The sequence below is a fragment of the Oceanobacillus zhaokaii genome (assembly GCF_003352005.1).
Classification (GTDB): Bacteria; Bacillota; Bacilli; order Bacillales; family Amphibacillaceae; genus Oceanobacillus; species Oceanobacillus zhaokaii.
On record NZ_CP024848.1, the window covers coordinates 3,472,473 to 3,490,813 of the forward strand.

The window sequence follows — 18,341 nt, forward strand, 5'->3', positions numbered from 1 at the left end:
TTTAATAACTGATGTGAATTACATATATTTTTTCTTTTCACAAATTTTGACATTTACTTTTTATAAAAGTATGATTATTAAAAATACTATTAAAAGACAAGTCCATTAGAAAGTCTTTAAAGAGTACTTATAGTAGGAGATGTAAAAATGCAAATTAATAATTCTGAAATAACTATTGGAATCATAGGCCCTGAGGCACTGATGAAACAAACAAAGGAAGTTTTGAAAGCGTTCCCTAATTTCAGACCTATTTACACTACTACCACTCCAACTAGTGTTATTAAAACTGTTACGGAAGAATTAATCGATGAAGTAGATGTGTTATTGTTTACAGAATTCCATCTATACTTTGAAGCTAAACAGCACGTCGACTTTTCCATACCAGTTCATCATGTACCGCTAACAGGAACAGGTCTCTATCGCTCTATATTCATAGTAAAAAATAAATTTGGTTTAAAAAATCTATCGATTGATACAATTGAGGAAAAGTATGTGGAGCAGATTCTCTTTGAATTAGCTGAATCTGATTTTACATGCTATTCATTTAATCATCACCCCCATTTAAACCATATCGATCATATGATTAAATTTCATGAAAATAACTATCATAAATATGGAACAATCGCAATTACTGGTATACAAGAAGTATCAACCCAACTATCTGAGCTTGATATCCCGAATGAGTGGGTAATTCCAACACAGCAGGACATGATTGTTTCTTTAGAGCGCGCACTTTTGGCGGCAGATACCCGAAGAAATAAAGAATCACAAATCGTTTTTGGTATCATTGATATTGACAATTTTAATCGAGTAATAGAAAAATATACGTCTGAGCATGATGTGCAAATATTAAAATTGCAAATACAACAAATGCTGCTTGATTATACGAAACAGCTTGATGGCCACCTCATTAATTCAGGTGGTGAAGAATATTCTTTTATAACCACCCGTGGCATTTTCGAACGGGAAACAAGAGGTTACAAGTTTATCCCATTACTAAAAGAAACCAAAGGTGAATTCGGCATTACATTAAGTGTTGGTGTAGGCTTCGGCAGCACCGCTGCCGAAGCAGGAAGTCACGCTCGTTTAGCTCTACGCCAATCGAAAGAATTAGGCGGAAATATTTGCTATATTGTCCGAGAAGATCGAAGCGTTTTAGGACCTGTCGACATTTCTACCAATACACAATATGAAAGATATGACTTAGCTATTACAGATACTGGACTTCTAGACAAGGCTGAAAAAGCTGGTATGTCGGCAGCATACATGACAAAACTTATGGCCCGCGTTGCAAGACATAAGAAATATGATTATACCGCTCAAGAACTTGCTTCAACATTAAACGTTACAACGAGAAGTGCGCACAGAATCCTTTTAAAATGGATGGATGCTGAACTGGTAGATATTGTTGGTGAAGAAAAGGTAACACATAAAGGAAGACCACGTCGGATATATCGTCTTAGTTTTATTGAAGATAATACAATCTAATCCATAGTAAAACATTTCCTGATTTACGATTAAAGTATATTATCTACAAGTCGATAGAAAATTGATCCATCTTCTTTTTATCGACTTCCCATCCAATACCTATCCCAACCGGTAGTTTCACTGCTCCCTCACGAATAGTAGCCTTTGTTTGAGATGGATCATCCTCCAAAAATAATGGTCCATTTAAATCGACTGGTGTCGATATACCCAGCGCATGAAATAAGTGTGCCCCAGCATATAAGCCTAATGAAGATTCCGTCAAACCGCCGCCAAGTAATTCGAGACCGGCCGCCTGAGCAATATCACCACAACGTTTTGCGCGTGATAAACCACCCATTTTTGTTACCTTAATTACAATTGTATCGCAAGCTCCTAATTGAATCGCGCGAACGACATCTGCTGGTGTCCAAATACTTTCATCCAAGGCAATCGGAATGGTTGTAAATTCACGTAGCTTCGCATGGCCAATTAAATCACCAGCAGCCAGTGGTTGTTCAAAAACACTTATTTCAATTTCCTCCATTGCTTTACTAAGTCTCATTGCATCCTTTAAATGATAGGCTTGATTTGCATCAACCCGGAAATACACATCGGGTAAAATCTCCTTTATCGTCTTTAATATAGCTAAATCCTTGTCCGGATCTATCCCTATTTTGACATCTACACCTTTATACTCTCCTGCTTTCGCAATTCGTGCCTTCTCAGCCGCCTCTCTTTCATTTGATACACTTATTAAGTAGGAAAGATTGATTGTACTTTGCGGCTTGGTAAACCAACTATGAACGAGTGGCTGATGGTTGGTTTTTGCAATTGCATCCAGAACAGCCATATCAATTGCAGCTTTCGCAATTGGTTGCCCCCTAGTAATACCTGAAGCGATCTGCTTATCCATAATGTAATGAATTTCATCGAGTGAAAAAATTGAAACTCCTATTAGTGCATCTGCAAAATAGTTGTTAATCGTTGTTACTACCGTTTCTATGGTTTCATAGCTCCACCTATGGCTTGGACGAGCTTCACCCCAGCCTTCTACTCCATCATCTGTTGTTATCTTGACATATACATGTGGTGCACCAGCATTTTTATCCCCCACTTTGCCACCTGATATCGAAAAGCTCTGTAACATTGGTAAGTGTACTGGAAATACATCAATAGCTGATATTTGCATTCTAATAGACTCCTTTTTGAACAGACTTAACTGCTAAATGGGTGGAATTCAGAGAGTTTAATTTCCCTGCTTATTTTTGCTGATTCGTAGATTGCTAAAATAATTTCTACCGATTTACGTGCTTCAATCCCAGTTATCATTGGTTCACGATCATCTAAGACAGCATCGACCATGTCATTAATAATAATTGCATGCCCATCGTGATCAGACGCTGGTAATGATGGTTTCCTATTTTCATTGTTTACAGCTTCCCAGATTTCTACATTTGTATCGCTCACTTTTAATGTTCCTTTATCTCCATTTATTTCAATACTCGTCTCTTGTTCTGGAAATATAGACGTTGCACCTTGAATTGTTCCAAGGGCTCCATTTTTGAATTTTAAAATCGCTACTGCGGTATCTTCTACTTCGATTTTTTTTCGAGCAAGTGTCGCCGTGTATGCCATTACACTTTCAATTTCCCCACCAATCCATTGCAAAAGGTCGATACCATGTACCCCTTGATTCATGAGTGCACCACCTCCATCAAGCTCCCACTTTCCACGCCAACCAGCGCTAGCATAATATTCATCAGAACGGAAATATTTTAAATAAGCTTGAATCATCATTAAGTCACCAATTGCGCCGGAATCAAGTGTATTTTTAGCTGCTAAGAAATGTGGCAATGTCCTCCGCTGAAATACCGCACCAAGTTTCACCCCTGAATTTTTACAAGCTTTAATCATCTCATCCATATTTTCAAACGTAATATCTAAAGGCTTTTCGGTCAAAACATGTTTACCCATTTCTGCACATCTCACTGCTATTGCTGCATGCATCCCGCTAGGAACACATAGACATACGACATCAATTGGTTCTAATAGCATTTTTTCATAGTCAGTAAATACTTTCTCAATGTTGTATTCCTTAGCTAATTTATTAGCTTTTTGAAGATCAATATCCACAATCGCCGCAAGATTCGCACGCCGGTTCGAGTAAATCGCATTCGCATGAAGCGGTGCTAAGATTCCCGCTCCAATAATTCCAAATTGAATTTGCCTCACATTTACACCTTCTTTTATAAATTATGTGCTAAATCAAAACAGATTTACCAGATTCTCTACTCTCATTAGCCGCTTCTATAAATCGAATAATCTCTCTTGTCTCACTTAAAGGAACCCTTGATACACCATCTTCAAAGAAAAACATGATTTGCTCTAGTAAACTAGCGTAATACGGCTTCTGCTCAGAATGTATTGAAACAAACTCGCTTCCTTCTTCAAAATGAACCATTGCTCCAAATTGAAAATTTCCCTTTCGATTTCCTCGGACCGTCCCAATCCGACCGTCTTTCCAAACACCAGTAAGTAGATCATAATCATCGTTTTTCACCGTTACTACCTGCTCTGACCCTTCACCTAAAATCGTAAACAGCATTTCGACTGAATGAATTCCATACCAAAAGAAGCCCGGCTGCTCCTCCTGCAATTCCATCGGACCAAAACAATCTGCACCAATAATTTCTCCTTTTGATTGATTATCTAATACCCTAGTCAATCCTTCAGAAAACCGGAGAGCAGAAGTGCTCATTATTGGTGTCTGATATTGTTCTGAAAGACGAACCATTTCCTTCGCATCCTTTGTGCTCAAACAAAATGGTTTATCGATAAAAATAGGTTTCTTATAAGAAATAATTTGCCTTAACTGCTCCAAATGAACTCTGCCATCAACAGATTCTAATAATATGGCATCACTTTTTTCTGCGACGGTTTCCATCGTATCGGCGATTGAAACACCAAAGCGATCACGCAGTTCGCTCGTAAAGCCACCAACTCGTGACCTGCTTAGTTCAAAATCTTCCGTCCCCCCTGGATATGCAATCGCCACCCTCGCCCCTTTTACATGATAGGTTTCTTCTGGATCATTCAGTAACCTTGCAAAAGCAAGCGCATGAGAAGTATCTAAACCTATCATGCCTATCGTCAAATCCTTCATTCTTTTCCACCTTTCTTACTTCATTCCTGACATTTGAATTCCTTCTGTGAAATATCTTTGGAAGAACAAGAAAATCAAGAAAGTAGGAATAAACGAAAGGGTCGCCCCAGCCATTTCAATCCCAAAGTTCCCTTCCTTGCCTAGTAACGATGCTAACCCAACCGTTACAGGAAACATTTTTTCTTGTGTCATATAAATTAATGGTTGAAATAAGTCATTCCAGTTACTTATAAATGCAAATGTTCCAACCGTTGCAATGACAGGCATTGATAGCGGGAAAATGATTTTGAAGAAAACTTTAATATCATTTGCACCATCAATACGTGCAGCCTCTTCCAATTCAACTGGAATACCCTGCATAAATTGCCTTACTAAAAACACACCCATAATCGCCCAAAGTTCAGGAACAATCAATGCCCAATACGTATTGATCCAACCGAAATCCGAAAACATAATGTACTTCGGAATGATTAACAGCTGTTGTGGTACCATAATCACTGCCATAAATATCCAAAAGATTACTTCCTTCCCAGGGAATTGTTTTTTTGCAAAAATATAACCTAATATTCCTGCAAATAACATCTGACTAAAAACTGGGATGATCGTAATCACAAACGAGTTAAAAATCCACCTTAAAAACATTCCATCGTTAAAAAGGTATTGAAAGTTACTTAAGGTTGGATCATCTGGTATCCAAAAAAGTGGATCTAATTGTGCAAATTGTGTTTCCTTAAGTGATCCTAGAGCCATAATGATAAATGGCAGAAGGAAAGTAAAGCCTAGGAGTATTAACGCCGTATATGAGATAATTTTCTTAATCAATCTGTTTATTCTCCTTTCAAAAGAAGGTTGAAATTAGTATATATTGTCCTCTTTACCAAGATATTTTCTCTGTATTAGTGAAATTATCAAAATAATAAAGAACAACGCATAAGACAAAACAGCTGCATAGCTTAAATTAAGCCCAGCAAATCCTTGTTGATATAAATAATATACGATTGTCGTTGTAGAATAGTTTGGTCCACCACCTGTTAGTAAATATGCCGAATCAAAGATTTGAAAGGAACCGATTGTTGTTACGATTAATACATAAAAGTGAATTGGTTTCAAAAGGGGAAATGTAATCCTCCAGAATATTTTAACCGGAGATGCCCCATCGATCCGAGCCGCTTCATATAATTCCCTAGGGATTGATTGCAGACCTGCAAAATAGTAAATCATCGTACTTCCTGCAACCTTGAATATACTTAATCCCGCAAGTACCATCAGTGCCTGCCCGGAATCCGATAGAAACAATTGTATATCAATTCCGATGAAACCAATCAGAAAGTTAATGAGCCCTGAATCCGTCCCTCTGAATAACCAACCCCAAATACCAGCGATAACAACAAAAGACGTCACAACAGGAAGGAAAAATATCCCTTTAAAAAAGCCCGTAAACTTGACCTTCATATTAATAACTAATGCTAAAATTAACCCAAGAGCCATTGTTGGTAAAATATAATAAATCGAAAACAATACCGTATTCCAAATTGCTTTCCAAGCTAGATCATCATTAAAAAACTGAATCCAATTTTTCAGCCCGACAAATTCGGAGTCTCCAATAATCTTCCAATCCAAAAATGTTAAAACAAAACTATACGCGAATGGAATGATTTGAAAGATCAGAAAGTGAATCAGTGCAGGAATTAGAAAAATATATACGATGGCATTTCTGTCCCATTCACGTTTTATTCTTTGTTTAAAAGGTAATTTCCTTTTGTTTGCATTTTTCTTCTTAGGTAATTGATCAGATGCAAAACTATTATTCTCTTTAATATTCTCCAGCGTAATCACCTTATTTCATATGAAAGTTAGTAACAGAGAGTTTGATCTGATAGTTGGACCAATACTCTCTGTTAAATTCTAAAGTAGGCACATCGAATTGATATGCTTGCTTGCTTTTAGTCTATTTAGCTAGTTCCGCTTCAATCACTGCTGCGGCTGCATCTGCTGCTTCTTTTGGTGTCTTCTTACCTTCCATCATCGTTTGTACTTCTGCTTGAATTAACGGCATAATGTTGCGTCCTATTGGATGAATTACGCCAGGTAATGCAAATTCCGTATATGTTGCAAGTTGGCTTAGATATTCTTGACTATCAAAGATATCCTTAGCAGATTCTCTTGTTGGAATATATTGTGTTACCGTATTAAAATCCCTTTGACTATCTGCATTTGTCACTACTTTCACAAATTCTGCAGCTGCATCAGGGTTATCACTATTTGAAGGAACAACGAACATTCCTGTCGTACCATACGTTACTTGCTCTTTATTTTGTAACGGTGGTGCGATTACGAAATTAAAATCCTCAATTGCTTGTAAATTCGTTAATGAAATCCCTGACCCGAGGACTGCTAGCATTTGTCCACCTTGAAATAATGCATCATGCTCCATTGCAGTGATCGAATCTTCAGGAAGATAGCCTTTTTCATACATGTTGTTGATGAATTCAAATGCCTCCACACTTTCAGGACTATTTATCAAGACTTCGTCATCCTGGGTAATAACATCCCCACCTGCTTGCCATATCCACGGATATAATGTTCCATTCATCGAACCGCCACCAGCATAGCTAAGTGCATAGAAGTCTTTCTCTTTTGCTTTTTCAGCCCATGTTTCGAATTCTTCCCAAGTTGTTGGCAGATTTTCTGGGTCTTCACCAATTGCTTCAATTACGTCTACATTATAGAAGAAAGTATATGCCTCTTGCAGAATTGGCAGGCCATACATTTTATCCTTCCATGTAGTTGAAACTAAAGCTGAATCAACAAAATCATCCATATCATAGCCTTCTAAATAAGGATCAAGCTCAAGCAGCATTCCTTCATCTGCATATTGTGGCATTTGGTCAGGAATCGCATAGAATACATCTGGACCATTGTTTGCTGCAAGTGCAGTTAATATTTTTTGATCTCGGTTAGACCATGGAATCGTCTCAATATTTACCTTAGCTTCAGGAAACTCCTCATTATATCTAGCGATTATTCCATCCCACATTTCTTTTTCCGCTTCTGCATCACCTGTGTAAGGATGTACCCAAACAGTTATTTCTCCAGAAACCTCTCCATCCCCACCAGTTCCAGCTGTTTCCTCACCATCCGAGTTGCAAGCAGCTAATACTAGTCCCAGCGTAAGTAGCATCACAAGAAATCCAATTCTCTTTCGCATAAACTAAACCCCCTATTTTTTTAGAAAACTTGGTTGTCACCAGGCTTTTAGGTGACAGCCTTAGTTGCACTTATGTAGTAAGAAAGTCGTTATACTTTCTTATCTACTAAAATATACAACCTAGATTTACAAATTATTTTTAAACGACTTTACACCTCCTTAGATCATACAGTTGCCTCCTAATATAAGTAATTCAAAAACAGGAAAGCGTTAACATTATTGTGTTATTAAGCTTTCATCTCATTGTATTTGCTAACTTTATATTAAGATTTTTTTGGACAAGTGACAAGTCTCTAAAGTGTCTTTAATAGGAATATTGGATAATATCAGAAAATACTACAGGAATGTTGTCGTTTAAAGATGAAAAAGTATTTGCAATTTACGGTTAAGTTAACGTATAGTTGATTTTTAAAGGAGGGGGAATTATTGGTAAGCTGGGACAAGTTTAATACAATTGCATTATGGATGTTAAAAGTAGGCTATTTAAATTTAATTTGGATATTATTTACAAGTATCGGAGCCGTTGTGTTTGGCTTCTTTCCAGCAACAGGAGCAATGTTTTCCATCGTGAGGAAGTGGGTTAAACAGGAACGAGACTTTCGCATATTCCCGGCCTTTTGGAAGATTTACAAGAAGGAATTCTTCAAATTAAACGGATATGCAGTACTATTTACGATTGTTGGGTATGTTTTGTTTTACGATCTAACTTTTTTACAGATAAATAGTGGAAAGTTATCTTTTCTATTTCCAGTATTGGTGTTGATTCTAATTGCATACGTCATCACATTGCTCTTTTTCTTCCCGGTTTACATTCATTTTGACTTAAAATTCTTTCAATATATTAAACAAGCATTTTTAATCGCAGTGACCTCTCCGATCGAAACACTTTCGATTGCACTGTCTTTCGCTGCTTTATACTTTATCGTTACTCTCATACCGGGCATTATTCCGTTATTTACAGGTAGTGTATTAACTTTTGTTATCACTTGGATTAGCAATCGGGCATTTAAAAGAATTGAAATTCGAAAAGGAATAAGTTAGTTATCTAGGAACTGCTTACAACTTTTAGGAAGTTGTAATCCTAATAATTAAGTAGGATAACAATACCGAACTAAACAGCGGAATATATTTATAAATGATAAAGAGCAAGATACCTTGAAAAGTTGAAAAACACAAAATCTTGAATTTCCATAACTTACTCCAAATCTGCTGCACGGATTTGTGGGCTGGGGGCAAATGCTGAATCTTGCTGGAGCTGAACTTCCCACCAGCTTCACCTCACTTCTTCGTTATTATTTATTTCCCCATCTTACAACGTATCTTCTTGCTGCAACTATGGAGCTACTTATAACAGGTTGTGTTTTTTACGATTGCAAAAAAGCCTATCAGAATCAGGATGGTATACCTGAAATCTGATAGGCTTAAAGCTTACAGTTTTTTCTTTTATAAATAACCTGCCAGTTCGATAAGAATTTGAGCCTGCTCCTCTGTTAATTTCTTACCGCTTTGAGCTTCTGCCTGGTTGATAAATGCTTGAATCATTCCAGCCTTTGCGCTTTCATTTCCGCGTTCCTCTGCGTCTTGCGCATTTTCAAGCTTACTTGACAACGCATTAGCAAGCCCGGTATCCTCACCTGCAAACTGACGAGCAAGCTCAGCCAGCCCCTCGTATGTCACAGTGACCTGGAAGGTGAAGGTCTTGTATGCTTTATTGCCGGCTTTGTCTTCGGCTGTGACGGTAATGTCATGGCTTCCTGGCTCAAGCTCGTAGGCTGGACGCTCTATTAACAGTCCTGTGCACGGATCGTCAGCCAAACCGGACAAGGGGTCTGATGCCGTGCAGCTAATTTTGACAGCCTCTGATACGGAATACTCCGGCAAAGCTGTAAATTGAACAACCGGGGCAGTCTTATCGATGCTCACTTCAAGCGTTTGCGGCTCTTCTTGAACACCGGAATAGTTCGTAGCGTAATACGTGAGCGTCGTTTTTCCTTCCTGAGTTATAGGAACTTGAACTGCATTTCCCTTTTCTGTCACTTGGTCAACAGTTTGTGCGCCTTTGGCTAAATAAGTGATCGAATAGGCATTGTCTGCTGCAATCGAAACAACGGTATCGCTGTTATTCCAGCCGTTCTCATTTGGAGCTGGGTCGAAGCTTGCGAGCGACACTGGAACAACCTTATCCTTAACTTTTACGGTGAAATCGTCATAGTAGGCTTCAGATATATTATAACGCGACGTAACGGCTAGTAATTTAGCATAGGCCGCATTAGCAGGTGCCTTGCCTCTAAGCATTACCTGCTGCCACTGTGATAACCGGGATTCGTCTAAATGCGTTTCCAGTGTCGAGATCTCAGTGTTGTTCTTGTCATAGAAGCGAAACATAAAGCCTGGCTGACCTGATTCAATGTACAAATTGACTCCTGCTTCGTATTCTTCTCCAGGAATTACAGGAATCTTGTCGCTAATGACGGCCACAGAAGCTGTCCGTAGCGTATCTGTCGTCTTTAAGCTATAGTTGCCCGTGAAGCTCCTCTCGCTGCTAAGCTCATAAGTGTAGCCATCACCAGTAGCAAAGAGTGGACTCCATCCCGGTATAGCACTCGTGCTTCCGCCCTCTTCAAAACCGGCGTTACTCACAGGAACCGAAACGTTCGGGAACGGCTCCTTGATCTCCCCGTCCACTTCCATTCGGTAAAGAATGGTGTTCGTCTGTGCATCTGTAAAATACACGTGACCGTCCTGACCTAAATCAAAACGCGACGCATCAGTCAGTGTACGTGACTCCAATGTTTCCGGATCAATCGCGGTTAGCTTGTTATTGAAGAGAACATAAAGCAGTCCGTCCTCAGACCACCGAAGCGGATGGTGGGCCCAGTGACTAAAATTCAGTTTCGGATACATTTTCTTGCTTTTTACAACTTGGAATGTATTTGGATCAATCGCGAAAATAAACTCATGAGAAGCTCCCCAGATCAATCCGTCAGGCCCTAGTGAGAGATCTCCGATAAATATCGGCTTATCTAAGCCTGGAATACGAAGCGTAAATTCAGTGATTTTTTCTTCCTTTTCCGTATCCCAAACAAAAATTTTAGCTTCAGCTTCAGTCGGCTCTGAGCCAAGACCGCCGCGAATAGTTGTAGAGCCAAATAGCTTGCCATCATGGTACGTCGTGCTTAGTACGCTTTGGTTTTCGACAACGTTCCGATGTACATCGGTTTCCCCGGTTGAAGGATCATACACCGTTAGAGAACCTCCCAAGGTTCCATATCCGGAAATCGTCGAAATATAGATTTTGTCATTTCCGCCCGTAATGTTAACAAGCCGTTCTTGTTGGTTACCTAGTACCGCCAGATTTTTCGGATTCGTACTGCTCGGTTCCGCGGATAAATCGTATTCGTATAAGGCGCCCTCTGGATAAACGCCCAAATATACTTTGTTCCCTACTGTATATACACTGTCCGCCTGCCCAATATTAAACGGTTGAGTCGTATTACTTTCCAGATCGACAAGAGAAGATCTCGCCTGCGAGCCTGTCGCTATCAACTGGGTTTCGGAGACCGCACTAAGTTGGTTAACGACCCCTGGCAATCCTGGAATAATAGGGGGATAGGAATGTACCTGCTTTGTCTCAATATTCATGACTGTTACACCGCCATCATAACGAACGGTTACTAAATTTTTACCGGGCAGCTCAGGCTTGTTTGGAAACTCAACCCAATCCACCCCCCGGAACCCGCTTCCGTATGTCATGCCAGTCGATTCTACTTGGTGGCTGGTCAAGTCGAATGTTTTCACCTGCTTGTCGGCCAGGAAATACAATTTTCCATCCAATGAATCCGTAGCATGGAGCCCCACTAGATTTTCTAATACAACGTCGAGCCAAGTTTCCGTCTGCGTATCGTAAATAAAACCTTCTCCCGGAATCCCACTGCCGTCCGTATAACGAGCTAATAAATAACGGTCATCAATGGTGCTTAAGTCATATACCGTGTCTTCTTTTACATTGAGGGAACCCGCAATATTGATTTTTTCTCCGGTTTCAAGATTGACCCTGACAATTTGCTTATGAGCTGTACCTGCATAAATAAATCCGCCCTGGTAAGCAATCGAACGAACATATTCCTGGTCTAAAGCGCCTATCATCCGGCCGTAATCTTTCGTTTGCTTGGTTACAGGATCGTACTGAAACACCTTGCCTCCTGGATAAGTACCAACGTAAACACGTCCCTTCTCATCCGTTGTAATGCTGTTCGGTACGGATTGCCCACCAAATTCGGCTACCAGCACTGGAGTTTTCGTTACAGGAGAGTAGTTCCATAACTTCGCTCCGCTTCCATCAGCAGCCAGGTATAACGATCCGTCTGGTGCTATGGTGTGTGCCCACGAGCTTTCCGATGGAGCGATTGGAATGCTTCGGAGCAGCTTGTAATCATCCAGGTCGATGACATTCAAATAACCCGGCTTTCCTTTCGCCGTGGCATAAAGCACATTATGCCCGTCTTCCTTGCCGACCGTGCCGTTAAACACAGCTACCGTATAATTATTGGGATATAGAAGTTCCTCAGGGCTCCCATAATTTTTCTGCGAAAGCTTGCTTTCTGCCGCCGAAACCGTTGTTCCTCCAAAACCAGCTATAGTGAATAGTAAGCACATCATGGTTATGAGGGTGCGATATATACCTATTTTCATTAAAGAGCCTCCTCGATCATTAATAAATTAATTAAACTTCGGCAACCAATCACCATGTGCTTCAATTAGGTCATTACATAATGAAACGATATCATCTAGTGATAATTCGGCTGCTGTATGCGGGTCCAACATTGCAGCTTGATAAATATATTCTTTTTTTCTATTCATTGCTGCTTCTATTGTAAGTAGTTGCGTATTAATATTTGTCCGGTTTGAGGCTGCTAATTGTTCTGGCAGTTCTCCAATATAGGTAGGAGCAACACCGCTTGCATCAACTAAACATGGGACTTCTACACATGCTTTTTCTGGCAGATTACTAATCAGCCCACCAGTATTCAAAACATTACCCCCAAATTTAAAAGGTACATCTGTTTCCATTGCCTCGATGATGCGTGAACCATATTCATGTGTACGTTCATGCAAAAGATTTTTATTATTTACCAGATCTTCACGCATGTTTTTCCAGCCTTCTATTTGATTTATACATCTTCTTGGATATTCATCCAATGGAATATTAAAACGATTAATTAACTCCGGGTACTTACTTTTAATAAAGTACGGATGATATTCGGCATTATGCTCCGAAGATTCGGTAATGTAATAACCGAAATATTCCATTAATTCAAAGCGAACCATATCATCATGTTGAGATTTTTGCTTTTCTTTAGCTCTTTTCTTGATTTCCGGATACAAATCTTTTCCATCACGGGTAATCTCCAACAACCATGCCATATGATTAATTCCTGCAATCTTCCACTGTACATTGTCAGTAGACATCTCCAGAGATTTCAGCAGTCTATTAGCACACACTTGAACACTGTGGCACAATCCGACTGTTTTAATATTTGTATACCGCAACATAGCACCAGTCAACGTCGCCATTGGATTTGTATAATTTAAGAACCATGCATCTGGACAAACCTCTTCCATATCTCTAGCAAAATCCATGATGACCGGAACAGTCCGCAAACTGCGGAAAATTCCGCCAATTCCTACTGTATCTGCAATTGTTTGACGCAAATTATATTTTTTAGGTATCTCAAAATCTATTATTGTACTTGGATCATAACCACCAACCTGAATCGTGTTTATTACATATTTCGCATTTTTTAAGGCCTCTTTACGGTCAGTATAGGAAACAATATTTACATTCGATTGAAGGTTTTCCTTTAAATTAGTCAACATTGCTTCAGAATCTCTCAATCTTTCAGGATTAATATCATATAATGCAAATTCAAATTCTTGAAGTGATTCCACAGTCATGCAATCTCCCAGTATATTTTTTGCAAATGCAGTACTTCCTGCTCCAAGAATAGTTATTTTAGACATTTAAGTTTCCCCTTTATTTGAGTAAATTTCCCCCGTCTTGCTTTATTTACCGAGCTCTTCTTCAATTGCCTTTTCTGCAGCATCAATTGCTTCCTGTGGCGTTTTCTTACCTGCCATCATTGCCTGTAATTCTGCCCCAATTAATGGCATAATTGATCGACCTTTTGGGTGGATAACTCCAGGCAGAGCGTATTGTGTGTTAGATGCTATCTGACTCATATATTCATCATTATCAAAGATATCTTTGGCAGATTCCCTTGCAGGAATAAACCTTGTTGTGGTATTAAATATTCTTTGATTTTCTGCATTTGTTATTGTTTTAACAAACTCGGCAGCTGCGTCTGGATTATCACTATTAGAAGGAACGACAAACATTCCAGTAGTACCATAAGTTAATTGTTCCTTATTTATTAAAGGCGGTGAAATCACAAAATTAAAATCACTATTTTGTAACTCAGCAATTAAATTTGCAGATCCCATTACAGCTAAAATATCCCCACCTAACCATAATGCATTATGCTCCATTGCTGTTATTGAATCTTTTGGAATCCATTCTTTCTGATACATGTTATTAATAAACTCAAATGATTCTAAACCCTCAGGGCTATTTAACAAAACTTCATTATCCTCGGTAATAACATCTCCGCCTGCCTGCCAAAGCCAAGGATACAACGTCCCATTCATCGATCCACCACCCGGATAGCTCATTGCATAAAACCCGTTAGCTTTCGCTTTTTCAGCCCATTCTTCAAACTCATCCCATGTTTTCGGAAGATTATTTGGATCTTCTCCTATCGCTTTAATCACATCAACATTATAAAAAAATGTACTTGCCTCTTGTAATATTGGAAGGCCGTATGTTTTATCTTTCCACTTTGTCGCAACTAGTGCTGTATCTACAAAATCATCCATATCATTGTCTTCCAAATAAGGATCAAGATTTAATAACATGCCCTCTTCAGCATATTGCGGCATTTGATCTGGAATAGCATAAAAAACATCTGGCCCGTTGTTAGATGCTAGAGCTGTAAGTATTTTCTGATCACGATTATCCCACGGTATTGTCTCAAAATTTACTTTAACGTCAAATTCGTCTTCATAAGAAGCAATCATCTCATCCCACATTGTACTTTCTGTTTCCGGCCCAGCAGTATAAGGGTGTGCCCAAACGGTTATTTCACCAGAAACTTCTCCATCCCCACCAGTTCCTGATGTCTCCTTACCTTCCGACTTACATGCAGCAAGTACAAGTCCCATCATAAGTAGTAGTACCAGAAATCTAATTTTCCTTTGCATAAGCTAATCCCCCTATTTTTAAAAAGATACAACCTGGATTAAGACCCCAAATCTATACGATTCTTCACCTCCTTTAGCGCATACAGTTTCCTATTTTATGAGTAATTCCAAATAACTGAAAACGCTATCATTAGTTACTGCATAGCATAAGCTATCTTAAAGTCTCCATCTCCTCCTATTTACTAACTTTATATTAGGATTTTTTTGTACAAGTGACAAGTCTCTAAATTGTCTTTAATAGCAACATTACGTAATATCTGAAAATATAATAAAAATACTTTCATTAAACTAAATTTACGATAAAGTTAACGTATAGTTGGTTTTTAAAGGAGGAGTTCTTTCAAATTTAATATGCTTGCATTATGGATGTTAATAGTAGGTTATTTAAATCTACTTTGGATATTATTTACATGTATCGGAGTATTTGTGTTTGGCCTTTTTTCAGCAACAGGAGCAATGTTTACAATTGTTAAAATGTGGCCTAAACAGGAACATGAATTTCATATCTTTCCAACCTTTTTCCCTTATTTACAGGAAGTGTACTCGCTGTTATTAGCACTTGGATCAGTAATCGGGCATTTAGAAGAATTGAAATTCGAAAAGGGATAAATTAGTTACATAGAATTTAGAAACGGGTGCAACCTTCATTGGCTGCACCTTTTATACTACTTTTACTGATTTTACGTATGGGCTTATGTCCCATATAACTTATGGTCTAATTAAAGACTTGTATATTGAACAGAATTAATTTATGAATATTATTAAGAGAAAAATATTCCGTTCTGTAGCTTTCAGTCAGCATTATTGAAAGCGTTATCAATCAGAAACTCATCACTTGTAATTGAACCTTTAATATTTGAGAGGAGGTTTTAATAAAACAAGAACTTTATTTCCCGCAGCTTATTAACACAATAATGGAAGGGAGTTTAATTAATGAAAAGTAACCTAAAAACAATTCCAGCTTTATTTATTTCTTTATTACTTGTACTGATTACAATTCTGCCTTACCCAGGAACTGTATCAGCAGAAATTGGAACAAATTTCAGTGACCCTGTTAATCTAGGTTCTCCTATTCAAAGTGTTGCACTTTACGATTCAACTTATGGAAAAGAAGACGGAAGAGATGTGATGTATACTACGGTAACTGGAGAACCAGCAGTCTTTCAGGTAGTCGATCTTGTCAGCCAAGAGGTAATTCGGACTTACCCACTCGAGGGCAGTTCAAGCTCATGGACACACATTACAGTTCCAAATGGAAATGTCTATATTGGAGGAAATGGCAGTCTTTATGAGTATTCGCCTGAAACAAAGGAAGTAATAAATCTGGGTGGTATTGGAGAAAGTGTCATATACGGATTATCGCATGATGAAGAAGGTAGAGTCTATTTTGGTTCCTTTCCAAATGCAAAGGCAGGAAGTTATGACCCGAGCACAGGTGAAATGAGGGATTACGGAAATGTCGCACCTGGGCAAAGCTACACTCGTTCCACCGCCTACCTTAACGGATATTTATATTTAGGAGTCGGTGTGGACAACCACATTGTCAAATTGAATGTTGAAACAGGTGAATATGAAAAGATCGAATTACCAAGCAATATCGTTCATGGCAGCAGTGTTTGGCAGCTTGATGCAGCTGGAAAATATATTATCGCAGGTGTAGGCGGCGGAAATAATGCACTTTTGTTTTATGACACAGAAGCAGAAAAATGGAGTGACACCTACTATCTTAATAATAAAGGATTACGGTTAGTTGACGGACAGCCTGGAAGTAATAAGGTATACTTTTTGCAAAATAATCGCCTTCAAGAAGTCAACTTAACTACACTTGAAGCAGTTGATACTGGTGTTGTATTTGGTACATTTTTACGTAATACAACATGGGTTGAGCGACCTGATAATCCTGACTTTCCTGGCTTATCATTAGTTACCGTACAATTCGGCGGCGATGTAACGTACATGAATTTAGAAACGAAAAAAGTGGAAACCATTAAATTTCCGATTGTAGGCAATCCAATTCCTATTCAAACATTAGAAAAAGGACCAGATGGAAATATCTATCTAAGCGGGTATCCTGGTGGAAAAGCTGCTGCATTAGATCCTGAAACAAGTAAATCAGAAGCATTTGCTTTAGGACAAGCAGAGGGGATGGCAGCACTTAGAGATAAAATGTATTCTGGCGTATATCCAGGAGCTACTGTCTTTGAGCTGGATGTAACGCAGCCAACTCTAGCCCCAAAACAAATTTACGACATCCCAAACCAGGATCGTCCATTTATCATGACACCTGTACAGGATAAACTATTTATTGGAACGATACCAGACTATGGTAAGCTTGGTGGCTCTTTAACCGCACTTAATCCAACAGCAATTGAAAATACAGTTGTTTACGAGAATGTCATCCACAATCAAGCTATAGCCGGGCTTGCAGAGAAAGATGGAACGCTTTACGGTTCGACAACGATTGCAGGTGGATTAGGAATTGATCCAACCGAAACTGCAGCGAAAATCTTCGTTTGGGATATTGAAGGAGAAGAGAAATTAACTGAGTTTGTCCCTGAAATACCTGATGCAGCCGTTCAGCCAAAAATGATTAGTGGTATGAGTCTTGGACCTGATGGGTTATTGTGGTCAGCAGCTGACGGAATTATCTTTGCAATAGATCCAGATACATTAGAAATTGTAAAGAGCAAGAATATTTATCCTGATGTAATTGATTATGGCAGATGGCGCCCAATTCATATCCGTTGGGGTGAGGATGGATTAATGTATACGACATTGGCAGGGAAGTTGACTGTGGTAGATCCGAGTACACTAGAGTCAGAAACATTAGCTGAAACGGAACTGATGACAATCGGCGACGACGGGAACGTCTACTATGCTGACGGATCTAATGTGATGAAAATAGAAGTAATGGAAAAAGTGACACTGGAAATAATACTCGATTTAATCGAGCAGCAAACAAAGGATGGAAATATCCAACACTCCTTGAGTAAAAAGTTAATTCATTCGATGAAGCAAGCTATTCATCATCGTGACATGGATAGACTACAACAAGCCGAAAAATTTGTACAAAAAGCATTTAAACATTTGGAAGAGGCTCACCAATCCGAAATTACAGCTGATGCCAAAAAGGAAATAGAAAGCTCGCTAGAATTAATCGAATTTTAACATAACTATGTAGTAAAC

13 protein-coding genes are annotated in these 18,341 nt (G+C 38.8%); 4 read left to right on the top strand and 9 right to left on the bottom strand.

The features are described 5' to 3' along the window. Window positions 1-147 precede the first annotated feature (147 nt). A complete protein-coding gene (locus tag CUC15_RS17170; RefSeq protein ID WP_114917839.1) occupies window positions 148-1,488 on the top strand; it encodes a GGDEF domain-containing protein in 1,341 nt (446 codons plus the stop codon). A 43-nt stretch (window positions 1,489-1,531) separates the two neighbouring features. Here the strand turns inward: CUC15_RS17170 and CUC15_RS17175 are convergent, their stop codons facing one another. From CUC15_RS17175 to CUC15_RS17200, 6 genes are all read right to left on the bottom strand, one after another. After that, window positions 1,532-2,656, bottom strand: a complete 1,125-nt coding sequence (locus CUC15_RS17175) for a mandelate racemase/muconate lactonizing enzyme family protein (RefSeq protein ID WP_114917840.1) — start codon at window positions 2,654-2,656, stop codon at window positions 1,532-1,534. A gap of 26 nt (window positions 2,657-2,682) precedes the next feature. Beyond that, entirely contained in the window at window positions 2,683-3,699 is a 1,017-nt protein-coding gene (locus CUC15_RS17180) for a Gfo/Idh/MocA family protein (RefSeq protein WP_242985893.1), read from the bottom strand. A 28-nt stretch (window positions 3,700-3,727) separates the two neighbouring features. After that, complete coding sequence (locus tag CUC15_RS17185) at window positions 3,728-4,630, bottom strand: Gfo/Idh/MocA family protein (RefSeq protein WP_114917842.1); 903 nt, start codon at window positions 4,628-4,630, stop codon at window positions 3,728-3,730. Between the two features lie 15 nt (window positions 4,631-4,645). Further along, on the bottom strand, window positions 4,646-5,449 hold the full coding sequence (locus CUC15_RS17190; RefSeq protein WP_114918497.1) for a carbohydrate ABC transporter permease: 804 nt from the start codon (window positions 5,447-5,449) through the stop codon (window positions 4,646-4,648). A 36-nt stretch (window positions 5,450-5,485) separates the two neighbouring features. After that, window positions 5,486-6,364: a carbohydrate ABC transporter permease gene (locus tag CUC15_RS17195; RefSeq protein ID WP_242986018.1), complete on the bottom strand. Its 879-nt coding sequence runs from the start codon at window positions 6,362-6,364 to the stop codon at window positions 5,486-5,488. A gap of 214 nt (window positions 6,365-6,578) precedes the next feature. Continuing rightward, complete coding sequence (locus CUC15_RS17200) at window positions 6,579-7,838, bottom strand: sugar ABC transporter substrate-binding protein (RefSeq protein ID WP_114917843.1); 1,260 nt, start codon at window positions 7,836-7,838, stop codon at window positions 6,579-6,581. Window positions 7,839-8,264: 426 nt separating this feature from the next. Between CUC15_RS17200 and CUC15_RS17205 the strand changes: the two genes are divergently transcribed. After that, entirely contained in the window at window positions 8,265-8,879 is a 615-nt protein-coding gene (locus CUC15_RS17205; RefSeq protein WP_114917844.1) for a YesL family protein, read from the top strand. 402 nt (window positions 8,880-9,281) lie between these two features. On the opposite strand, the gene CUC15_RS17215 is transcribed toward CUC15_RS17205, so the two are convergent. Genes CUC15_RS17215 through CUC15_RS17225 form a run of 3 tightly spaced genes read right to left on the bottom strand, consistent with a single transcriptional unit; the run spans window position 9,282 to window position 15,155 of the window. Beyond that, window positions 9,282-12,530, bottom strand: coding sequence for a hypothetical protein (locus CUC15_RS17215; protein WP_114917846.1), 3,249 nt, complete (start codon window positions 12,528-12,530; stop codon window positions 9,282-9,284). Between the two features lie 27 nt (window positions 12,531-12,557). Then, on the bottom strand, window positions 12,558-13,859 hold the full coding sequence (gene melA, locus CUC15_RS17220) for an alpha-glucosidase/alpha-galactosidase (RefSeq protein ID WP_114917847.1): 1,302 nt from the start codon (window positions 13,857-13,859) through the stop codon (window positions 12,558-12,560). A 42-nt stretch (window positions 13,860-13,901) separates the two neighbouring features. Then, entirely contained in the window at window positions 13,902-15,155 is a 1,254-nt protein-coding gene (locus CUC15_RS17225; protein ID WP_114917848.1) for a sugar ABC transporter substrate-binding protein, read from the bottom strand. A 366-nt stretch (window positions 15,156-15,521) separates the two neighbouring features. On the opposite strand from CUC15_RS17225, the gene CUC15_RS17230 reads away from it, so the two are divergent. Together CUC15_RS17230 and CUC15_RS17235 are read left to right on the top strand one after the other, a co-directional pair. Next, window positions 15,522-15,764: a YesL family protein gene (locus CUC15_RS17230; protein WP_162800351.1), complete on the top strand. Its 243-nt coding sequence runs from the start codon at window positions 15,522-15,524 to the stop codon at window positions 15,762-15,764. Window positions 15,765-16,088: 324 nt separating this feature from the next. Then, window positions 16,089-18,323, top strand: a complete 2,235-nt coding sequence (locus CUC15_RS17235; protein WP_114917850.1) for an FIMAH domain-containing protein — start codon at window positions 16,089-16,091, stop codon at window positions 18,321-18,323. The last annotated feature ends 18 nt before the right edge of the window (window positions 18,324-18,341 follow it).

Bases quoted from the DNA above. Each gene is read 5' to 3' on its own strand.
- CUC15_RS17170 (WP_114917839.1), top strand. From the start codon at position 148: ATGCAAATTAATAATTCTGAAATAACTATTGGAATCATAGGCCCTGAG.
- CUC15_RS17175 (WP_114917840.1), bottom strand. From the start codon at position 2,656: ATGCAAATATCAGCTATTGATGTATTTCCAGTACACTTACCAATGTTA.
- CUC15_RS17185 (WP_114917842.1), bottom strand. From the start codon at position 4,630: ATGAAGGATTTGACGATAGGCATGATAGGTTTAGATACTTCTCATGCG.
- CUC15_RS17200 (WP_114917843.1), bottom strand. From the start codon at position 7,838: ATGCGAAAGAGAATTGGATTTCTTGTGATGCTACTTACGCTGGGACTA.
- CUC15_RS17215 (WP_114917846.1), bottom strand. From the start codon at position 12,530: ATGAAAATAGGTATATATCGCACCCTCATAACCATGATGTGCTTACTA.
- melA (WP_114917847.1), bottom strand. From the start codon at position 13,859: ATGTCTAAAATAACTATTCTTGGAGCAGGAAGTACTGCATTTGCAAAA.
- CUC15_RS17225 (WP_114917848.1), bottom strand. From the start codon at position 15,155: ATGCAAAGGAAAATTAGATTTCTGGTACTACTACTTATGATGGGACTT.
- CUC15_RS17230 (WP_162800351.1), top strand. From the start codon at position 15,522: ATGTTAATAGTAGGTTATTTAAATCTACTTTGGATATTATTTACATGT.
- CUC15_RS17235 (WP_114917850.1), top strand. From the start codon at position 16,089: ATGAAAAGTAACCTAAAAACAATTCCAGCTTTATTTATTTCTTTATTA.